19 protein-coding genes are annotated in these 20561 nt (G+C 32.9%); 9 read left to right on the top strand and 10 right to left on the bottom strand.

All coding sequences use genetic code 11. The annotated features are described in order from the left end of the window. Position 1: 1 nt before the first annotated feature. The 3 genes from MEFER_RS07685 to MEFER_RS07675 are packed head-to-tail and all read right to left on the bottom strand — an operon-like array spanning position 2 to position 2992. Positions 2 to 937: a DUF4268 domain-containing protein gene (locus MEFER_RS07685; protein ID WP_015792057.1), complete on the bottom strand. Its 936-nt coding sequence runs from the start codon at positions 935 to 937 to the stop codon at positions 2 to 4. A gap of 22 nt (positions 938 to 959) precedes the next feature. Beyond that, a complete protein-coding gene (gene map / locus MEFER_RS07680) occupies positions 960 to 1844 on the bottom strand; it encodes a type II methionyl aminopeptidase (protein WP_015792056.1) in 885 nt (294 codons plus the stop codon). Positions 1845 to 1888: 44 nt separating this feature from the next. Continuing rightward, positions 1889 to 2992 (bottom strand): OBG GTPase family GTP-binding protein, encoded by a 1104-nt coding sequence (locus MEFER_RS07675; protein WP_048056378.1) that lies wholly within the window; start codon positions 2990 to 2992, stop codon positions 1889 to 1891. Positions 2993 to 3283: 291 nt separating this feature from the next. Between MEFER_RS07675 and rpiA the strand changes: the two genes are divergently transcribed. Further along, positions 3284 to 3964: a ribose-5-phosphate isomerase RpiA gene (rpiA, locus tag MEFER_RS07670; RefSeq protein ID WP_015792054.1), complete on the top strand. Its 681-nt coding sequence runs from the start codon at positions 3284 to 3286 to the stop codon at positions 3962 to 3964. A gap of 5 nt (positions 3965 to 3969) precedes the next feature. On the opposite strand, the gene pfkC is transcribed toward rpiA, so the two are convergent. From pfkC to MEFER_RS07655, 3 genes are read right to left on the bottom strand one after another with little or no spacing between them, the layout of a single operon-like run. Then, positions 3970 to 5346: an ADP-specific phosphofructokinase gene (gene pfkC, locus MEFER_RS07665; RefSeq protein ID WP_015792053.1), complete on the bottom strand. Its 1377-nt coding sequence runs from the start codon at positions 5344 to 5346 to the stop codon at positions 3970 to 3972. Beyond that, on the bottom strand, positions 5333 to 6559 hold the full coding sequence (pgi, locus tag MEFER_RS07660; protein ID WP_015792052.1) for a glucose-6-phosphate isomerase: 1227 nt from the start codon (positions 6557 to 6559) through the stop codon (positions 5333 to 5335). The genes pfkC and pgi overlap by 14 nt, the downstream gene beginning before the upstream one ends. 14 nt (positions 6560 to 6573) lie before the next feature. Beyond that, positions 6574 to 8139, bottom strand: a complete 1566-nt coding sequence (locus tag MEFER_RS07655) for a glycogen synthase (protein ID WP_015792051.1) — start codon at positions 8137 to 8139, stop codon at positions 6574 to 6576. Between the two features lie 80 nt (positions 8140 to 8219). On the opposite strand from MEFER_RS07655, the gene MEFER_RS07650 reads away from it, so the two are divergent. The 5 genes from MEFER_RS07650 to MEFER_RS07630 all read left to right on the top strand — a co-directional run bounded on the left by MEFER_RS07650 (position 8220) and on the right by MEFER_RS07630 (position 14227). Then, positions 8220 to 9392 carry a glycosyltransferase family 4 protein gene (locus MEFER_RS07650; protein ID WP_015792050.1) on the top strand — a complete coding sequence of 391 codons (1173 nt, stop codon included), beginning with the start codon at positions 8220 to 8222 and terminating at the stop codon, positions 9390 to 9392. A gap of 1 nt (position 9393) precedes the next feature. Beyond that, positions 9394 to 9606: a winged helix-turn-helix domain-containing protein gene (locus tag MEFER_RS07645; RefSeq protein ID WP_015792049.1), complete on the top strand. Its 213-nt coding sequence runs from the start codon at positions 9394 to 9396 to the stop codon at positions 9604 to 9606. Between the two features lie 86 nt (positions 9607 to 9692). After that, positions 9693 to 11537: a glycoside hydrolase family 15 protein gene (locus MEFER_RS07640; RefSeq protein WP_015792048.1), complete on the top strand. Its 1845-nt coding sequence runs from the start codon at positions 9693 to 9695 to the stop codon at positions 11535 to 11537. Between the two features lie 27 nt (positions 11538 to 11564). Then, the gene (locus MEFER_RS07635; protein ID WP_015792047.1) at positions 11565 to 12986 is read left to right on the top strand and encodes a glycoside hydrolase family 57 protein; all 1422 of its coding nucleotides are present in this window, start codon (positions 11565 to 11567) and stop codon (positions 12984 to 12986) included. An 8-nt stretch (positions 12987 to 12994) separates the two neighbouring features. Further along, on the top strand, positions 12995 to 14227 hold the full coding sequence (locus MEFER_RS07630; protein WP_015792046.1) for a 2,3-bisphosphoglycerate-independent phosphoglycerate mutase: 1233 nt from the start codon (positions 12995 to 12997) through the stop codon (positions 14225 to 14227). Between the two features lie 27 nt (positions 14228 to 14254). Here the strand turns inward: MEFER_RS07630 and MEFER_RS07625 are convergent, their stop codons facing one another. Continuing rightward, the gene (locus MEFER_RS07625; RefSeq protein ID WP_394296029.1) at positions 14255 to 15001 is read right to left on the bottom strand and encodes an adenosylcobinamide amidohydrolase; all 747 of its coding nucleotides are present in this window, start codon (positions 14999 to 15001) and stop codon (positions 14255 to 14257) included. A gap of 22 nt (positions 15002 to 15023) precedes the next feature. Next, positions 15024 to 15779: a sugar phosphate isomerase/epimerase family protein gene (locus MEFER_RS07620; protein WP_015792044.1), complete on the bottom strand. Its 756-nt coding sequence runs from the start codon at positions 15777 to 15779 to the stop codon at positions 15024 to 15026. A 142-nt stretch (positions 15780 to 15921) separates the two neighbouring features. Between MEFER_RS07620 and guaB the strand changes: the two genes are divergently transcribed. Continuing rightward, positions 15922 to 17412, top strand: coding sequence for an IMP dehydrogenase (gene guaB / locus MEFER_RS07615; protein ID WP_015792043.1), 1491 nt, complete (start codon positions 15922 to 15924; stop codon positions 17410 to 17412). 35 nt (positions 17413 to 17447) lie between these two features. Next, positions 17448 to 17711, top strand: a complete 264-nt coding sequence (locus tag MEFER_RS07610) for a TIGR00304 family membrane protein (RefSeq protein ID WP_015792042.1) — start codon at positions 17448 to 17450, stop codon at positions 17709 to 17711. A 32-nt stretch (positions 17712 to 17743) separates the two neighbouring features. Here MEFER_RS07610 and MEFER_RS07605 read toward each other — a convergent pair whose 3' ends face one another. Further along, the gene (locus MEFER_RS07605; RefSeq protein WP_015792041.1) at positions 17744 to 18115 is read right to left on the bottom strand and encodes a cupin domain-containing protein; all 372 of its coding nucleotides are present in this window, start codon (positions 18113 to 18115) and stop codon (positions 17744 to 17746) included. 12 nt (positions 18116 to 18127) lie between these two features. Next, complete coding sequence (locus MEFER_RS07600) at positions 18128 to 18841, bottom strand: biotin--[acetyl-CoA-carboxylase] ligase (RefSeq protein ID WP_015792040.1); 714 nt, start codon at positions 18839 to 18841, stop codon at positions 18128 to 18130. Between the two features lie 86 nt (positions 18842 to 18927). On the opposite strand from MEFER_RS07600, the gene MEFER_RS07595 reads away from it, so the two are divergent. Continuing rightward, positions 18928 to 20430: a B12-binding domain-containing radical SAM protein gene (locus tag MEFER_RS07595; protein ID WP_015792039.1), complete on the top strand. Its 1503-nt coding sequence runs from the start codon at positions 18928 to 18930 to the stop codon at positions 20428 to 20430. Positions 20431 to 20561 lie beyond the last annotated feature (131 nt).

Here is a 20561-nt window from a genome sequence, read left to right as displayed (position 1 = left end):
TTTATTGTTGGCATCTACTTAAAAATCCTGAAAAGGTGTTTTCAAACTTTTTCATAGTTTCACAGCCCCACTCAATAAGCTCATTCCATTCATTTTTATCAATTTGGAGGATATTCCCAGACATTTGTTTGTATGTTGCTATTCTATATGCTCCTTTTTTAGATTTTTCTGCTTGAGTCCATTCAAGACTACATCCTATTTCGTTTTCTATTTTTTCTTTATTTTGCTTTAAGAATTCAAATATTTGCTTATTTCTTTGTGAATCTTTTGTCCCAATGTATAGTTCAACTGAAAATTTGTTACCCTGTTTAAATACCCAACTATATTCTATTCCACTTTTCCCTGCACTAAAAGACATCCAATTTTGTGGCTGTGGAGTTAGATTTTTTCCATATCTTTCTAAAAGTTCATCCCAAAACCTTCTATAAGTTTCATTTCTCTCTGATATCTGTGGATTTCTTGATATTTTTACCCATTGGTTTGGTGCTACTACAACATCAAAATCTACTGCAGGATCTGAATTTCCAATTTTAACTACTTTTAACTCAATACCAAAAAATCCAATTTCTTCGGGAGTGTTTTCATTTAGCCATGTAAGTGCTTGTTTATGTTCATCGGTAAATTCTTCAGCAATCCATATAATGATTTTTGCATCAACTCCAGATGCATAAGTTAGTATCTTCCCTAAATGGTCATGGTTTGTTTTTCCAAACTGATTTTCTATAATAACCTTTGTGTTTGTGTTAATTTCCTTACCAAAAATATCTACCCTAAAGTTTCCTATTGGATATTCTCTCTGAAGTTCATCAAATTCTAAGTGAAGTTTTTGGGATAATAATTCTATGTTATCTTTAAGCCAATCACTTAAATCCCGTTCATTTTCAAAAACTTTATCTATTTCTATTTCTTCCAATACTCCAAGCTGAACTTTGGGCATGATTACACCCAATAATTGTTATTTATTTTGTTGTTATCTCAACACCATTTTCAGTTATTAATATTGTATGCTCCGCTTGGCTAACTATGCCATTCTCTCTCTCCTTTAATACTGGATAACCATAAATGCAAGATGCCCTAATTAGGGAGTTTAAAGCCAATCTCTCACTCTCATTTTTCAAAACCCATCTTTCAGCAAACGGTAAATATGGGTAGTTCTTTGCTATAACATCTAAAAGTTTTCTTGCTTGTGGTAATCTAATTGGTCTTTTAGCTAAAAACTTGTATATATTTCCAAGATTCCCATCTTTAACCATTCCAAAGCCATCCGTTGCAAATGGCTCTATTGCCACTAAATCCCCAACATCAATAACTTGATTGGTTCTTTCATAAACATTTGGAATGCTAATTCCTGTGTGTAATTCATATCTATACATCACATGCCCAGAGAGGTTAGATATTGGCTTATAACCATAACTCTCAATAACCTCTTGGATAATCCTTCCCATCTCTCCAATATTCATTGGTGGATTTATCTCTTTAATAACTGTATATAGTGCATCCTCAGATGCCTTTACCAAATCTTTATAAGAGTTTGATAAATCCACTGTTATGGCCGTATCTGCTATATAGCCGTCTACATGAACCCCTAAGTCCAATTTAACAATATCTTCCTCCTTAAATTCTAAATTGTCATTTAATTTTGGTGTGTAGTGGGCAGCTATCTCATTAATTGATATGTTGCATGGAAAAGCTGGCTCTCCGCCAAGCTCTTTAATCCTATTTTCAACAAATTCAGCAACCTCTAACAATTTAACTCCTGGTTTTATTAATTTTATTGCTTCTTCTCTAACCTTAGAAGCTATTTTTCCCGCCTCTATAATTTTTTCATAACCCTCAATCTCCATACTTTCATCTCTAATTTTTTATTATTGTTCATTTTCAATTATTTTTATCTCTTTATAACAATTGTTAATATATCCTCATCCTCTAATTTGTGGTCTAAACCAACTCTCTGCCCTGGATGTTTTGCTGACTTTCCCCAAACTTGGGCATATCTGAAATTCCTAACAAAGTCCTTATGTAGTTTTTCACAAACATCCTTTACAGTAGCTCCCCTCCTCATAATTAACGGCTCATCAAAGTCCGGCTTTTTCCCTTGTGGCTTTAAATAAATTTTTATAAAGCCCAATTTATCGTATATTTTATCTTTCAATAAATCTAAGTTAATTCCTTTATTCCCAGAAACTAAAACATAATCCTTCCCAAATTCCTCCAATTTTTGCTTAATGTATTTTAAATATTCTTCATCTGCCAAATCTATTTTATTCACAACTACCAAAGATGGAATATAAACCCTATTTCCAGCAACAACATCGATAAACTGCTCTAATGTAATATCCTCCCTAATAACAACATCTGCGTTGTGTATTCTATACTCGTTTAATATCGCCTCTATCGTGTCTTCATCTATATGAGTTAGTGGGACTGTTGAGCTAACATTAATTCCTCCTCTCTCTTTAACCTTAATTTTAACATCAGGAGGAGTTTGGTCTAACCTAATTCCAACATTGTAGAGTTCTTTTTCAATAACTGGGAGATGCTCCAATGTATATATATCTACGGTTAATAAAATCATATCTGCACTTCTCACCGCTGATAAAACCTCAGTCCCTCTACCTTTTCCTGACGAAGCACCAACTATAATTCCAGGAGCATCTAAAAGTTGAATTTTAGCCCCTTTATGCTCCATAACTCCGGGGACAATTGTTAAGGTTGTGAAGGCATAAGCTCCAACTTCTGATTTAGCATTTGTTAATTTGTTTAGCAGGGTAGATTTTCCAACGGATGGAAATCCAACAAAAGCCACAGTAGCATCTCCACTCTTTTTTACAGCGTAGCCCTTTCCTCCTCCGCCTCCCCCTCTACTTTGAGCTTGTTCCCTCAATTTAGCTAATTTTGCTTTTAACCTACCAATGTGTTTCTGTGTAGCTTTATTATATGGTGTTTTCTTTAATTCTTCTTCTATCCTTCTAATTTCCTCTTCAATTCCCATAATCATCACCGATAAACTTAATTATTTTAAAATAATCCTAAATCAAATATTAATAATTGCAAAAAAGTTTTAAGTGAAAAGTGAATTGATGATAACTACATCATAATAGTGTAATGTTTGCTTTGATAATAATAATTGCCAATAACTATTTAACTGTTATCTTGACTACTATAATGAAATGTCAAAGCAAAAAATTTTAAAACTCCCAAACCCTTAATTTCTATATCTCACGTGGGTTAAATAAATAGAAATATTTAAATGTAAAATTAAAAGATTACGAGAGGGATACGTGTGTCAAACGAAGATTTAAAGTTAAAAGTAGCTAAAGAGGCTGTGAAGTTAGTTAAAGATGGAATGGTTGTTGGATTGGGGACAGGTTCAACAGCAGCTTTATTTATCAGAGAGCTTGGAAATAGAATTCAGGGGGAGGAATTAACGGTCTTTGGAATCCCTACATCATTTGAGGCTAAAATGTTGGCTATGCAGTATGGAATACCATTAGTTTCTTTGGATGAGTACGATGTTGATATTGCGTTTGATGGAGCAGATGAGGTTGAAGAAAAAACGTTATTTTTAATAAAGGGAGGAGGAGGTTGCCACACCCAGGAGAAAATAGTTGATTACAACGCTAATGAGTTCGTTGTTTTAGTTGATGAAAGCAAGTTGGTTAAAAATTTGGGGGAAAAGTTTCCAATACCTGTAGAGGTTATTCCATCAGCTTATAGAGTTGTGATTAGAGCTTTGTCAGAAATGGGTGGAGAGGCAGTTATTAGGTTAGGGGAGAGGAAAAGAGGACCGGTTATAACTGACAATGGGAATATGATTATAGATGTGTTTATGAAAGTTGATGATGCAGTAGAGCTTGAGAAGGAAATCAACAACATACCAGGAGTTGTTGAGAATGGAATCTTTACAAAGGTAGATAAAGTTTTAGTAGGGACAAAAAAAGGTGTAAAAACCTTGAAGAAATAAAATTATTATTCATTTTCTTTTTTCTTCAATAATGAGACATAATAAACAAATGCTCCGCTTGATATTGTATCTCCTAAACCAACAGTAGATTTTGGTTTTTCAACATATCTTGAAGGAGATAAGGCAATTTTATAATTATCACCGTTAAGTTTTTCAGCAATCTCCTTTAACAAATCTCCATACTTGTTGTGAGGAACTTTTAACCCCTCATACAAATCATCTATACTTTTTATATTTCCTAATTTTGCCCTTGTTGAAGCTAATATGGTAGAAAACTCCAAGCATTCCTCAAGTTCTTTTTTAGATAATGGGTTGTCAGCTCTACAAACAAAAAGTATGTAATAAATGGTATGAACTTGAACAACCTCTAAGTTTTTAAATCTATCCAATAAAATTTTAGCACCCTCAATCACATCCTCAACAAAGCTATCTTTTAAAATTTTATTACTAAGATTTTCATATCCCAAGATGTGTAAAACGTTAGCTATTTCAGTCTCATCCATTCCTACACTATTCACACTGCTTAAAATATAATCAACAACCATCTCTCTAATTTTTATATCTGAGATAGATGCAAATTCTAAATGAGCTTTAATATCTTTATTTTTCTTTAACAATTTTATATCCTCTTTAGCTCTCTTAAAGTAATACTCTGCCGTCTTTCCATCGCTGTATTTTTCTTTAATTGCCTGATATCCAGATAGGAAGGCACAATCTACCATCTCTCCAATTTCAGGTAAAAAGCTCCTAACACCATCTTTTATCTCAATCCTCAAAGCTTCAGGTCTTGAAGCTACAATAAATCTCGTAGATTGCTTGGCAGTTACTTCCTCCCCAGCTAATTTAAATTTAAGTCCTTTTTTAAATTCAAATATCCGGTTTATCTTTAGTGGGTCATCCCTATAACTCTCTCTAACCTTTTTTAATACAAGGTTGCCATTCTCAACTGATGGATACAAAAGATTATCATAATCGATAAACATTTCTGCCTGTTTTTTTGATAAAAATGGAGTATAAACAATTATTTTATCTATCTGAAGGGTAGCCATTAGATTGGAAACAATTCCTGCCTGTCCTCCCATCCTTTCTTCATCATATTTAATTTTATTAAACCAATCTTGAAGCTCTTTTTTATCCTTTAATGGCACTTCTGCAGGTTTTCCAGTTTTTATACTATAAACCAACCTTGCAACAAAATCTAAAGGTTCCTCAATAATTCTTGGATATTCCTCCATTCTTTTTATGATATCTTCATGATTAAATTCATCAACTAATTTTTGAACATCCTCATCATTCAAATATTTTATTGCATCTACGTTTGTGTTATAAGCTGTAAAAAGCTTAGTTTCCTTTATAGTTTCAATGAATTTATTTACTACCATATCTATCACATTTTTTTATTAATTCCCAGCATATTTTTTTCTCCCCTTCAACTGCCGGTTGATTGTAAGTATTTAGGTTATAAAGCTCCCCCATAAATCCAACTTGCATCTCATACATATACATTAAAGCTCCTAAAGCCTCTTCATTAACTTCATCAATCGTTATTTTTACATTTGGTATTCCGTTATTTGTTAAAGCGATTTCTGTAGCTTCTTGCTCACATTTAATAATATCAGAAAGCATACAACACACTTCTTTGTCATCTATATCTTCAAATACAATCTCTTCATCCAACCTGTATTTTTTAGGAACTATGAAAGTTATTATCTTATCTTTTTTTCCATCCATGTAGAGTTGCAATAAAGAATGCTGGTCTTTAGCCCCAATTGACAATAATGGAGTTATTCCCTCTCCTCTTTTTCCTAAGCTTTCTCCAATAAGTTGCTTACACCACTCTCCAAAATATCTTAAGCTTTCAATATAACTCATGATTACTGAGATATCCCTCCCTTTTTTATCATAAAGGTAGTGTATAACCCCATTCAACAAAGCTGGATTTTTTAATATGTCCTCATTTCGGCAGAGTTTATCCATCTCCCTCGCTCCCTTCAATATTTTTGATATATCTGTCCCTAAAGAGTATAGAGGGGCTAAACCAACAGCAGTGAAAACGGAAAACCTTCCAGGAACATTTTCAGGGATTGAAAGTATTTCATAATTATTTTTCTCTGCCTCTCTTTTTAATTTTCCATCGTTAGTTATAAAGACAATTTTTCCTTTAAATGAATTTAGTTTTCCAATCTTCTTTTTTATTAAATAATAATTAACCAAAGTTTCCAATGTATTACCAGATTTACTAACAATATAAATTATAGAATCATTTAAATCGATTTTGTTTAATATTGATAAGGTTTTTTCAGGATCGCTATTGTCTATAAAATAGGCGTTGTTTTTAAATGCAGATACTGCATAATAGATTGCCATAGTTCCCAGTATTGAGCCCCCCATTCCAACAACTACAACGTTTTTGTATCCATTAAAGAATTTGTATTCATCTAAATTTTCGTTGTATATTACATCTCTAAATCCCACAACCCCATTATCCAACTTTTCCATCAACCTTGAATATGCACTTGTAAAGTCTACACCATTTATATCTTCAAAACTTACTTCCCCAACCCTTAAAGCGTTTTCATAATCATAACTTAACATATTTCCCCCCAATCCTATTTTAAATAATGATTGTAAACTGCACCACCAAACAAACCCTTGTATCTCCTTATAGATGGAGAGTTCTGCCAGCTTAAGTTTCTAAGAACATGGTAATAACAATTTCTCATCATCATGGAAAGAGGGGCGTTTTCGTCATATGGTCGAGTAGGGCATTTGTATGCTTCATACTGTAAAAACATACACACCTCACTAACTTTATAAAATGTCCAATTTAACGCATGTTCAACACCCCACATAAATCCTGCTTTATCAGGTACTTTAAATAATACACCTGTTGCTTTATTAAAGTTTGGGAATTCGTAAGGGTTGTAGTGGAGAGGTATTATAGTGTCTTTTAAACCCCCAGTCTCTGTGGCTATAACTGGAGTGCAGTACGCCATCGCTTCCATTTGAACCAAACCACACGGCTCCCAATATGAAGGCATAACCATCCAATCACTTCCAGCAAACACCAGCGATGAAAGTGGGAGAGAATAACCTATTAAAGCCAAAATCTTTCCATCATATTCCTCAGCGAGATTTTTTAATTTATCTTCAATTTCCCTCTCCCCCTTTGTTAAAAATACAAATCTTATGTCATGTTTTTCTAAAAGTTCAGGAATTGCTTCGAACATTACATCAAATCCTTTTTGATATGTAGCCCTACCTACAAATCCAATTAATGGAGTTTCAACCTCCCCCTTCAGTCCACCATGCACCTCAACTTCCGTAGCTGAAATTCCCCTATCTTTTATTTTATTCCAATCTTCAACGTATTCATAAACCCCTCCCTTATAAAACCACGAATATTTTATTTTTGGCTTTACATCATAAGCATCTTCAGCTGAGTACGGTGAGATATAAGCGTAATTTCTCGGATCGAGTTTGTTATTTGAAAGGGTTATCATTCTATCTATTATTTTTATAGGGTCGTATTCATCTATATCTATACCATTTAGAATTCCAACAAATGGCTTACCATCCAAATATTTCTTTATATATGGGCAGTTTTTTATCTCTTCAGCGTGTGTAGGACTTACGGTGTTGACTGCATCGGCATATTTAATTCCCAACTCTAAGAAAGTCATAACCTCTCCTTTATACTCAACCATCTCCCCTTTAAAAGCCTCATTATGTATAGTCAAAGTTGTTGGCAAATCCAATATATCACTACATTTGGCTATAGCTAAACCACACATCCAATCATGCCCAGAGGCGACATCAATATCACCCACATCATTTAAACACTCAACAACCAAATCAGCAAAGATTTCATACTTTATAGGATCCCAAACATCTAAGTTGTTAATTTCTTCATTGCTAAATACAATCAACTCAACACCGGTTGTTGGATGCCTCGTCTTTAAAACATCGAATTTAATCTTAGAACCTTTATAAACAACAGTTATTTTTTTAACAACTTCATGAGGGATATCAAAATATCTATTGTAATGATTTATTGTTAAGACTAAAACATCATTACCATTTTTTAAAAATTTTGGTAAATCCCTCATCACATCTCCTAATCCACCATAGGAGACAATAGGGGTTATCGTTGGAGCAAGAATTGCTATTTTCATGGATATCACAACCTTTTTATATTATCAACATAATAATTTCTATTAACGAGCTTATTTAAATCTTGCTATATGATGATATTATGAAGGTAGCGATAATAACCTGGGAGTATCCTCCAAGAATCGTTGGAGGTTTGGCAATTCATTGCAAAGGTTTGGCAGAGGGTTTAGTTAGGAATGGACATGAAGTAGATGTCATAACTGTTAGTTATAACATGCCGGATTATGAAAACATAAATGGAGTTAACGTCTATAGAGTAAAACCAATAACTCATCCGCATTTTTTAACCTGGGCTACATTCATGGCTGAAGAGATGGAAAAAAAGTTGGGGATTTTAGGGGTTGATAAATATGATGTAATTCACTGCCATGATTGGATGACACACTTTGTAGGGGCAAATTTAAAGCATGCATGTAAAATGCCTTATGTCCAATCAATACATAGCACGGAGATTGGAAGGTGTGGAGGGCTGCATTCAGATGATTCAAAGGCGATACATACGATAGAGTATCTCTCAACCTATGAATCCTGCCAGGTAATAACTGTAAGTTATTCTTTGAAAGAGGAGGTTTGCTCCACATTCAATACGCCAGAAGATAAGGTTAAAGTTGTTTATAACGGTATAAATCCCTGGGAGTTTGATATTAATATGAGCTGGGAAGAGAGAATAAATTTTAGAAGAAGTTTGGGCATTCATGATGATGAAAAGATGATTTTATTTGTTGGAAGATTAACGTATCAAAAAGGAGTAGAGTATTTAATAAGGGCAATGCCAAAAATCCTTGAAAGGCATAATGTAAAGTTGGTTATAGCCGGGTCTGGGGACATGAGGGGTTATTTGGAAGATTTATGCTATCAATTGGGGGTACGGCATAAAGTAGTTTTTTTAGGGTTTACTAATGGTGATACGCTAAAAAAATTATACAAATCAGCTGATCTGGCTGTAATTCCTTCAATCTATGAGCCGTTTGGTATAGTGGCTTTAGAGGCTATGGCCGCTGGAACACCTGTAGTTGTAAGCTCGGTTGGAGGGTTGAGAGAGATTATACAGCATGAGTATAATGGCATTTGGGTCTATCCAAAAAATCCTGAGTCAATTGCTTGGGGGGTTGATAGGGTTTTATCTGACTGGGAGTTTAGGGAGTATATTGTTAATAACGCCAAAAAGGATGCTTACGAAAAGTATAGTTGGGATAACATAGCTAAAGAAACTGTAGAAGTTTATAAAGTAGCTATAGAGATGATGAGGCGATAATATGGAAGATATGTGGGGAAAAATTGGTGAAACCGCTGGAAGAGTCTACCACCTACTGAAAGGAGGGGAGAAAAGCTTATCCCAAATAGAAAAAATTTTAAGAAAAGAGGGATATAACTCCAATATTGTAAAAATGGCTATTGGATGGTTGGCAAGGGAAGATAAAATATTTGTATTGAAAGATGTCAAAAAGTGGATTATTAAACTGAAATAAAATAAAAATAAAATTAAATCTTATTTTTTGTTTCTAAATATTAATTTTGAATTAAATAATTTTAAATCAATTTTAGCGTGATTTATATGGGCGGAATAATTGGAAATAACAACCTATTAGTAAAAATCGGAGATTATGGGGAAATTAGTTATGTTTTCTATCCTCATGTGGGTTATGAAACCCATTTCTTCGATTCTGCATTGGCAGTGTATGATAAAAAAGTAAAATGGCATTGGGATGATGATTGGGACATCTCTCAAAAATATATTGAAGAAACAAATATATTCAAAACTATACTGGAAGACGATAAAATAATATTGACAATTAAAGATTTTGTTCCAGTTTCGCACAATGTAATCATTAGAAGGTTGCATATAAAAAATAAACTCGATAAAAAATTGAATTTTAAGCTATTTTTTTATGAAAATTTAAGGATTGGGGAGTATCCTACAGAAAATGCCGTAAGATTTTTAGAGGATGAGGGATGTATCGTTAAATATAACGAAAAATATGTTTTCTGCATTGGAAGTAATAAAAAGATAGATTCGTTCCAGTGTGGAAACAGATACAGCAAAAACAGTGCATACGTAGATATTGAAAACGGATTGTTGATGGAACATAAAGAAAGCCATGGACTGATGACAGATAGTGCAATATCGTGGAATATAGAGATTGATAAAGGAAAGAGCTTAGCGTTTAATATCTATATACTTCTACAAAAATTTGATGGAGATTTATCAATAATAACCGAGCAGTTAAAGATTATAATGAACAATACTGTACATATCAAAGACCTTTCAATGAACTATTGGAAAAATAGCATTGGAAATATAAAAGAACATATCCATCCTCAATTTCATTCAGATAAAGAAATATGTCCTATAGCTAAAAGGGCTTTAATGGTTCTTCTAATGCTTTGTGATAAAGATGGGGGGATTATAGCCGCTCCTTCACTACATCCAGACTATAGGTATGTTTGGGGGAGGGATGGGGCTTATATAGCAGTTGCATTAGATTTATTTGGAATTAGAGGAATTCCCGATAGATTCTTTGAATTCATGTCTAAAATTCAAAATGATGATGGTTCATGGCTACAAAACTACTACACAAATGGAAAACCGAGATTAACAGCGATGCAGATTGACCAAATTGGCTCTATACTGTGGGCTATGGATGTGCATTATAGATTAACTGGAAATAGAAAGTTTGTTGAGAGGTATTGGAATACTATAGAAAAAGCTGGAAATTATCTAACTTCTGCCGCTTTAAACTTCACACCATGCTTTGATTTATGGGAAGAAAAGTTTGGAGTTTTTGCATATACTATGGGAGCAATCTATGCGGGATTAAAAGCTGCTTATAGTATGAGTAAAGCTGTTGATATGAGGGATAAGGTTAAACATTGGGAAAAAGCTATTGAATTTTTGAAAAAGGAAGTTCCAAGGAGATTTTATTTAGAAGATGAGGAAAGATTTGCTAAATCAATAAATCCATTGGATAAGGAGATAGACGCTAGCATATTGGGATTGAGCTATCCATTTAACTTAATTGATGTTGATGATGAAAGGATGATAAAAACAGCTGAGGCTATTGAAAATGCATTTAACTACAAAGTTGGTGGGATTGGGAGATATCCTAATGATGTTTATTTTGGAGGGAACCCATGGATTATAACGACATTGTGGATTTCTTTATATTATAGAAGGTTATCCAAGGTTTTAAAAGAGAAAAATAAAAATGATATGGCAGAGAAATATTTAAAAAAATCTAAAAAATTGTTTGATTGGGCAGTTAAATACAGCTTTAACGGTTTGTTTCCAGAGCAGATACATAAGGACCTCGGCATTCCAATGTCTGCAATGCCTTTGGGCTGGAGCAATGCAATGTTTTTAATCTACCTATATAAGGATGACAATGTCATAATTCCATAAATAAACTAAAAATAATTGGGGGAAAATATGTTAATAACGTTTAATTTTGAAGTTCATCAACCACATAGGTCGAATAAAGATGTAAACAAGAAAGGAAATTCACTATGGGAAAAATATGTGGATACAAAATTAAATAAAGAAGTTTTTAACAAAGTGGCTGAAAAATGTTATATCCCAACAAACGAGTTGATATTAGAGCTTATTGATGAGTATGATTTTAAGGTCAATTACTCAATTACTGGAGTTTTTATAGAACAAGCGTTGGAATTTAACGAATACGTGTTAGATTTGTTCAAAGATTTGGTAAAAACTGGAAACGTTGAGTTAATTGCTGAAACTTATCACCATTCATTATCAAGCTTATTTGAAAGCGAAGAGGAGTTTATTGAAGACATTGAGATGCATAGAAATCTCTATAAAGAAATTTTTGGTTTTAAAGCAGATGTATTTAGAAATACTGAGCTAATATATAACAACAGAATTGCGAGGATAGCAAGAGATTTAGGATTTAAGGCGATATTTACAGAAGGTACAGAGAAAATTTTAGGATGGAGAAGTCCAAACTATCTCTATCACTCTCCAGATGGTATGAAAATTCTGCTAAGGAATTATAGGTTGAGCGATGACATAGGTTTTAGATTTTCATCAAGGGATTGGGACCAGTATCCACTAACAGCTGATAAATACGCTATTTGGCTGGCGTCAACACCTGGAGAGGTTATAAACATCTATATGGATTATGAGACGTTTGGAGAGCATCACTGGAAAGAATGTGGGATATTTGAGTTTTTAAGATATTTACCTGTGGAAATAGCTAAACATGAGCATTTAGAAGTAGTTAATGTCAGCGAAGCTGTTGAAAGATTGGAGCCGAGAGGAGAGATTTACGTGCATGAATTTGCCACAATATCTTGGGCAGACAGTGAGAGGGATGTGAGTGCATGGTTAGGAAATAAGATGCAGAGAATATCTTTTGAAAAATTGAAGGATATTGGAGAATTCATAAAAGAAAATGAAAATAAATTAAAGAAATTAGGAAAATTTGACGAAATTTATAAGATGTATAAGATATTACAAACGAGCGATAACTTTTATTATCAATGCACTAAAGGTTTTGGAGATATGGACGTTCACAACTATTTTAGCCACTTTGACACACCATTTGATGCCTATGCAAGCTATTTAAACATTTTATATGATTTTGAATACTACATAAAAGAATTATTAAACAAATTTGAGATTAGCGGAGATAAGGATGGAGATTTTAAATTAAAACGTCAACAAAAAACTATAAAAAATGAAAAAGAAAAGGATACAAAAAATAAAGTTGAAAAAAATCCAGTAGAATCCGATATATTGATTGCAAAAAACGATATAAAGGATACAGAAAATATTTATAGCCAAAATAAAAAAGGAGATAAGGACAAGGAAGGATTTATAATTACGTGAGGGAGAAGATGAAAGAGAAGTGCGTTATATTTGTTATAGATGGATTGGGGGATAGGCCAAATGAGAAGGGTTTAACACCTTTAAAAGAAGCAAAGACTCCAACAATGGACAGAATTGCCAAAGAAGGGATTTGTGGTTTAATGAATGCCATAGATATTGGTGTAAGGCCTGGAAGTGATACAGCCCATTTAGCTATTTTAGGCTATAATCCTTACGAGGTTTATACTGGTAGAGGACCTTTAGAGGCTTTTGGTGTTGGTTTAGATTTAAAAGAGGGAGATGTAGCTTTTAGATGCAATTTTGCTACTGTTGATGAAAACTTCGTTGTTTTAGATAGAAGAGCTGGAAGAATAAGCCCAGAAGAGGCTGAAGAGTTGGAAAAAGAAATTGATGGTTTGGAGATTGATGGAGTCAAGGTTATTTTCAAATCTTCAAGAGGATACAGAGGAGTTTTAGTTTTGAGAGGAGAGGGATTATCTTGCAGAGTTACCGATGGAGACCCTCATGAGGAAGGGGTTAAAGTTGATGAAATAAAACCTTTAGATGATTCAGAAGAGGCTAAGAGAACTGCTGAGATTTTAAATAAATTATTAAAGATCGTTTATGAAAAATTAGATAAGCACCCAATAAATGAAGAAAGGAGAAAAAAAGGTTTGCCTCCAGCTAATATAATATTACCAAGGGGAGCAGGAGTAGTTCCAAAGATAGAGAAGTTCTCTGAAAAATACAATATGAAAGGAGCTTGTATCTGCGGAACTGGGTTGATAAAAGGAATCGCTGTAATGGTTGGGTTGGATGTTATAGAAGTTGAAGGAGCTACAGGAACTCCAAAAACAAACTTTATGGGTAAGGCTAAGGCTTTAGTTGAGGCTTTAAAAGAGTATGATTTTGTCTTAGTTAATGTAAAAGGAGCTGATGAAGCAAGCCATGATGGGAAATATGAGCTTAAAAAAGAAGTTTTAGAGAAGATAGATGAAATGCTCTCCTATGTATTTGAGCATATTAAAAAAGATGAAGTTTATTTTGTATTGACTGGAGATCACTCAACACCAATAGAGATGAAAGACCACTCGGCAGACCCTATTCCAATAGTTATTTGGGGTAAGAGTGTTAGAGTTGATGACGTAACTGAGTTTAATGAATTTGCTTGTGCTAAAGGAGCTTTACACTGGATTAAAGGAGAGCATATAATGAAGATACTGTTGGATTTAACAGGAAGAAATGAGAAGTTTGGAGCTTAATTAAATATTTTATTATTTTTTATTATATTATATCATTATCCTATCTTGTTTTATCAAAGCTTCAATTACGCTTTTTTTAACAGCTTTTGCAATCATCTCACCCATCTTTGTATGTCCTCCAGTGTAATCAACACCCCTACCAAAACCTTTAACAACTATTACATTATCTGTTCCAGTTCCAGTAGCTAAAAGTTCTGGATGTTTTGTGCTTCTTATATTAAGTTCTTGGAATGCGTTAGTTTTTGCTTCAGTTATCGTTATTATCGCCCTTGCCATCGCTCCATCGGTTAGATTTGCGTTTGTTATTAAGATGATATTGACAGTTCCTATTTCCTCTTTTGGTATTAGTTTTCCATCAACTACTTTATACGTTTTAAAATCTTTTTCAATGTAATCAGCCTCCTCATCCCCCAACCTTATTGCATTATACTTAGCTCCAGCTGTTGTAAAGGCAACAACATAAAACTCATCAAACTCCTCTTTTGCAACTGCCAAATTATCCATGTTAGCTCCAGTTGATAATAAAGCAATATCTTCCTTTTTAATACCAATTTTATTCAAAACTTGATTTTCATAATCTTTGTAGCTATGAACCTTATTCCAAAATATTTCAGGAATTGAGTGATTTCCAACATATTTTACTTCTTTAAATCCCTCCCTCGTTGATAAAGCCCTTCTTTTATTTTCGAACTCAACAACAAATGTTTTTGTTTTCTCAGAGGTATTGTCAATTTCAACGGTATGGGGAATTTTATAAGCCTTCCAATCGTCCATCTCCAAAATTTTTTCCACAATTTCACCTTAAAAGATTTTTTAAATTATTTATGCATAAATCCAAATCACCAATACTTTTATTTTGCAATTCTATCATCTTTATTACATTAATGTTTTTTAAATCTTTATTAAAATTATTAAAGTTAATTTTTCCTTTGCCTATAGGTAGATGTTCATCAAACCCTCCGTTATTATCATGTATATGGATATGAGCTATTTTATCGGAGATTTTTAGAAAATCTTGAATGTTGTTGTTTAAAAAAGAATGTCCAATATCAAATGTTATTTTTAGCTCATCTAAGTTTTCAATTATCTCTTTATCTGGGTTCCTAAACATGAACATATCGTAGGATGGCATATTTTCAATGGTTATTTGAACTCCAAACTCTTCCTGAATATTGTTTAACTCTTTCAAACTCTTTATTAGTGAGGATAAAGATTTTTCATAATCATATTTAAAAACACAATAACCAGGATGTAAAACCAATAATTTGGCATTAACTTTTGTTGCTGATTCTAAAACATCTTTTATGAAATCTAAACTAACTTTTCTAATCCTTTCCCTATAAGAAGATAGATTTAAATCACTTATTGGGCAGTGTAGAGTATATTTTAAATTGTAAGATTGAGTTATCTCAACATTTTCCTTTAACATAATATTTAAGTTCCCATCGCATCCCAACTCCACATATTTAACTTTTTCTTCCAAAATTTCAAGGGCTTTAGATAAAGTTTTATCTGTATCCAGAAATAAGCTCGTTGACACCCCAATTTTCATACATTCCACCTATTGAATTATAATCTTTTTAAATATTTTTAAAATTTTTTGTAATTAAAAAGTTAAATATTTAAAATCACCACATAAAAAGTATAAATACCCCTCTTCTAAATATACTTAAAAAGGTTACTAAGGTGAGAGTTTGTTTTTAAAGAAATTAATGGAGGCAAAGACTGCATATACATTTGATGATGTTTTATTGGTTCCAAATGCATCTTACGTAGAACCAAAAGATACTGATGTTTCTACAGATTTAGCAGGTTTGAAGTTAAATATTCCAATAATTTCTGCGGCAATGGATACAGTTACTGAAAAAGAAATGGCTATTGCATTGGCAAGATTGGGGGGTTTGGGGGTTATACATAGAAATATGACAATTGAAGACCAAGTTCATCAAGTTCAAGCTGTAAAAAAAGCAGATGAAATAGTTGTTAAGGACGTTATTACAGTTTCTCCAGAAGATACCATTGGAGATGCAATAAACATAATGGAAAACTATTCAATTAGTGGTTTGCCAGTGGTTGATAATGAAGAAAAATTAGTTGGAATTATAACGCATAGGGATGTTAAGGCAATTGAAGATAAATCCAAAAAAGTTGAAGATGTGATGACTAAAGATGTTGTTTGTGCTAAAGAGGATATTAAAGAAGAAGAAGCTTTAGAGCTCATGTATGCCAATAGAGTTGAAAGATTGCCAATAGTTGATGATGAAAAGAGATTGATTGGAATTATAACATTAAGAGATATTTTAAAAAGAAGGAAATATCCTCAAGCTGCAAGGGATAAAAAGGGCAGATTATTAGTTGCTGCTGCCTGCGGGCCACACGATTTTGAAAGGGCTAAGGCTTTAATTGAGGCAGCAGAAGTTGATGCTATAGCTATTGATTGTGCTCATGCTCACAACATGAGAGTTGTTGAAAATGTAAAGAAATTTAAAGAGATGTTGGAAGGAACCGACATAAAATTAATTGTTGGAAACATAGCTACCAAAGAAGCAGCAGAAGATTTAATTAAATCAGGAGCAGATGTTTTAAAAGTTGGAATAGGTCCTGGTTCTATCTGCACTACAAGGGTTGTTGCGGGAGTTGGAGTTCCTCAATTAACTGCAGTTGCTGAAGTTGCAGATGTTGCAAAAGAATATGGGGTTCCAGTTATAGCAGATGGGGGAATAAGGTATAGTGGGGACATAGCTAAGGCAATAGCAGCTGGAGCAGATGCAGTTATGCTTGGCTCTTTATTGGCTGGAACTGACGAAGCTCCTGGGCAGTTGATGGTTATCAATGGAAGGAAGTACAAGCAGTATAGAGGAATGGGTTCATTGGGGGCAATGACAGGAGGAGTTGGAGCTGGAGCTGACAGATACTTCCAATCAGCAAAAAGCCACATGAAACATGTAAAATTAGTTCCTGAAGGGGTTGAAGGAGCTGTTCCTTATAAAGGACCTGTAAGTGAGGTTGTATTCCAACTAATTGGTGGATTAAAAGCTTCAATGGGATATTGTGGAGCTAAAAATATAAAAGAAATGCATGAAAAAGCAAGATTCGTGATTATAACTCCAAGTGGGCAGATAGAAAGCCATCCTCATGACATAATTATAACTAACGAAGCACCCAACTATCCTCTAGGAAAATAAACTATTTTATTTTTTAATTTTAAAAAGGGATAGGTATGAGACCAATATTAATATTTTTAGGTATTATATTGATGTTTATAGGATTTTTTATAATGACTTTAGGGATATTTTTACCAAGCCATCAAGAGTATAAAGATACTGAAACTGAAGAGGATGTAGAATATTCTGGAATTGTAATGATAGGGCCGATACCAATAGTTTTTGGAAATTCTCCGGGATTAATGATGCTTTCCGTATTAATTGCAATATTGATGATTATTTGGATATTTTTATTCGCCTTTGGATTAAAAATAAAATAAAAATAAAAATAGAATAATTAAAATATTTTTGATTATTCTTCCAATATCTCTGTGTCTTCATGAGAATAGGGCGGATAACTACAGCACAGTATCTTTAAAGGAACGCTACCAATGTTTTCAATTTTATGGTCTGTTTTTGGAGGAATTAATATCGTATCTCCTTCTTTAACTTCAAATTTTTCATCACCTAATGTCATCAATCCCTTTCCCTCTAATATGTAGTATATCTCCTCTGATTTGTGATGCCTATGCAACAAGGTTTTAGAACCTACTGGAACTATAGCCTCTGCTAAACTCTGCTTTACCCATTCATAAATGTTTGGATGCATCAACTCTCTAATTATTGAGCCATCTTTTGTTATATACGGCTTAATCTTATCATATTCAGTTTTTATTATTTTCATAGTATCAGCCAATTATCTTACATGAATGCAAATTCCGGTAGGAATTTTTTCAATACCCTCCTCAGTTCCTAAAACAATGCCATCAAAGTCAATATCATAAACCTTTCCTGTGATAACTTCATTGTTTGATAATAAGATTTTCACAGTTCTTCCAATAGTTATTGAGTACTTTTTATAGTTCTTTAAAATTTCATAATCATCAATCTCATTATTTTTGAGCTTCTTTAAATAATCTTCAAATCTTTTTAAGAAATCGTTAAATATCTCTACTCTATCTATTTCTTTCCCAACGACTTCTTTTAAAGAGACGGCTATTTCTCTAATTTCTTTTCTTATTGGATTATTTACATTTATTCCAATTCCTATAATCATGTAACCATTAATTAATTCAGCCAATATCCCCCCAAGCTTTTTATAATCCCCATTTACTTTAACCATTATATCGTTCGGAAACTTTATTCCAAGTTCTTTGTCGGTGTAGTTTTTTAATGTCTCAATTATAGAGATTGGAGTTATTAAATTAATTACCTTTGGATCGTATTCATTAGAATCTAAAACTATGGTAAAATAAAGCCCTCCCTCGTCAGAATACCAAACTCTTCCCCATCTTCCTTTTCCCGTACTTTGTTTATCAGCTAAAACCACAAAATTTCTCTTCCCTTCTTTTGCTAACTTTTTGGCGTATTCGTTTGTTGAATCAACTTCACTTAGATGTATGATTTCCATGAAACCACCTTCATTTTTTAAATACCTGTATAAATTTTTATTATTGAAGATATTTATGATTATCTAAATTCTAAATAAGGGAAAAAATGAAGGCATTAATTATTGATTGCTTAGCTTCTGGTGATGGAAAAAGAGTTTTAGCAAGGGATGTTATTGGAGCTGGGCCGAGAACGGTTAAAGGTATTTTGCAGAATGAGGGAATTGAAGCTAAGATTAAACCAGTAGAAGATTTAAACATTAACGATGTTAAAAAATACGACTTAATTTTTATTAGTGCAATGACTTCTGACTTTAAATGTGTTAAAAAATTGGTTGAGCGAATTAAATTAAAAACTAACAGTAATGTAATTGTTGGAGGACCAGTAGCCAATGACATAAACCTTTTAGAAAAAATAGAGGCGGATATAAGTATAGTTGGAGAGGGGGAGGTAACGATAAGGGAGTTGATAAAAAAGGAGTTTAACGCTGAAGGTGTGAAAGGAACAACTTACTGGGATTACGATGAGGATGAACTAAAAATAAATCCATTAAGGGAAATTTTAACTGATTTAAAGTTGATAACACCGTCAACTGAGATTAAAGATTATAAAAACTACTTCTCTGCAAGGGTTTATGTTGAGGTTGTTAGAGGGTGTAGTAATTTTAAAAGACCTCTGTTACTATGCACCAATAAAAAATGCAATTTATGCAAAGAGGGAACATTAAAATGCCCATTAAATATAAATCCAGGTTGTGGTTTCTGCTCAGTCCCATCTGTCTTTGGATATGCAAGAAGTAGGGATGAAGAAGATATTTTAAAAGAGGTTGAGGATTTGTTAAAAGAGGGAGTTAAGAGGATTGTTTTATCTGCCCCAGATTTTTTAGATTACAAGAGGGGGAAAAAACTAATAAATCCATATTTCCCAGAGCCTAACTATGAGGCAATAGAATCTTTGTTATCAAAATGTAAAGATTTAGCTGACAAATATAACGCAAATGTATTAATTGAAAATATAAAGGCAAATTTGTTCAACGAGAAAGTTGCGGAGATATTTAGCAAGTATTTGAAAACTCCAATATACATAGGATGTGAAAGCGGTGATGAAAGGCATTGTAAGTTATTAGGAAGACCTACAACTCCAGAAGATGTTTTAAAAGCTGTAAAGATAGCAAAAAAATATAATTTAAAGGCACAGGTTTATTTCATCTACGGCTTACCAGGAGAAAATGAAAAAGTGGCAAAGAATACAGTTAATTTTATGCATAAGATTAAGCATTACATTGATAAAATAACAGTTTATAAATTTAGACCCCTCCCAATGTCTGCATTTCAAAACTTTAAGCCAAATATCACCAAACATTCTTTATTAATTAGGGAAACAGCCAACAAAATAAATTTAGAGATAAAGAAAAAGTACATTGGTAGAGTTTTAGAGGTTATAATATCAGAAAGGCATTTTAGAAATAAAAGAGATGCCATTGCCTATCTCCAAGATAGTGGATTGATGGTTGTTGTCAAGGATGGGGCTAAATGTATTGGGGAGATTAAAAAAGTTAAGATAACTAAAGCATATGAAAAATATTTAGAGGGGAGAATTTTGGAAAATTAGCTTGATTATTAAACCCATTATAAATTTTAATAACCTAACTTAAAGGATTAACTATTTAAAGGCTAATCATAACTTTTATTTTATTATAAGCTTTTAAAACATTGAATTATATAAATGAATATTATGCCAAT

Origin of the sequence: Methanocaldococcus fervens AG86 (assembly GCF_000023985.1) — an archaeon.
GTDB lineage: Archaea > AGJL01 > Methanococci > Methanococcales > Methanocaldococcaceae > Methanocaldococcus > Methanocaldococcus fervens.
Note: the sequence above shows the minus strand (reverse complement) of the source record. Positions and strands in the feature narration are given on the sequence as shown.